This window comes from Clostridium sp. HBUAS56010 (assembly GCF_007115105.1).
In the GTDB taxonomy this organism is placed as follows: domain Bacteria; phylum Bacillota; class Clostridia; order Lachnospirales; family Lachnospiraceae; genus Lacrimispora.
The window spans coordinates 1-374 of record NZ_SULJ01000051.1 but is presented as its reverse complement, the minus strand read 5'-3'; the positions used below and the strand labels follow the sequence as shown (position 1 = coordinate 374).

Below are 374 nucleotides of genomic sequence, written 5' to 3'. Positions count from 1 at the left end.
TCTGATTTAATAAAAGCATGATTGTTTTCACAGTCTTCAGCATATATCATTGACCAGCCATCAATTTCAAGTATTACGTCAACAGTTGTATTAAGTAATGTCTGACCGTAAATTTCCGAATTAATATTTGGTTCTTTTCTTATGTTTACGTTTGCTTGGGTGTACTTTGTTATCATATCTGTTACATAAGGTAATGCTTCTTCGAACTGTGCCGTTGTTACGGTTTCTTCTATATTATTCGCCCATGTTGCCACGGGCATAGTAAGGGTGAGACATACTGATAACATGCCTACAGTAATAATTTTTTTATTCATTAATCCTCCATCTGTATGTTTGAAGGATACCGGTATCCTAGTTGTTATTTTCTAATCTAT

The 374-nt window shown here is 34.0% G+C and carries 1 protein-coding gene; it reads right to left on the bottom strand.

The genetic code is table 11. The features are described 5' to 3' along the window. Positions 1-314 (bottom strand): SH3 domain-containing protein (locus FAY33_RS19155; protein ID WP_143323076.1); only part of this gene is annotated, 314 nt, incomplete at its 3' end. Positions 315-374: the final 60 nt, after the last annotated feature.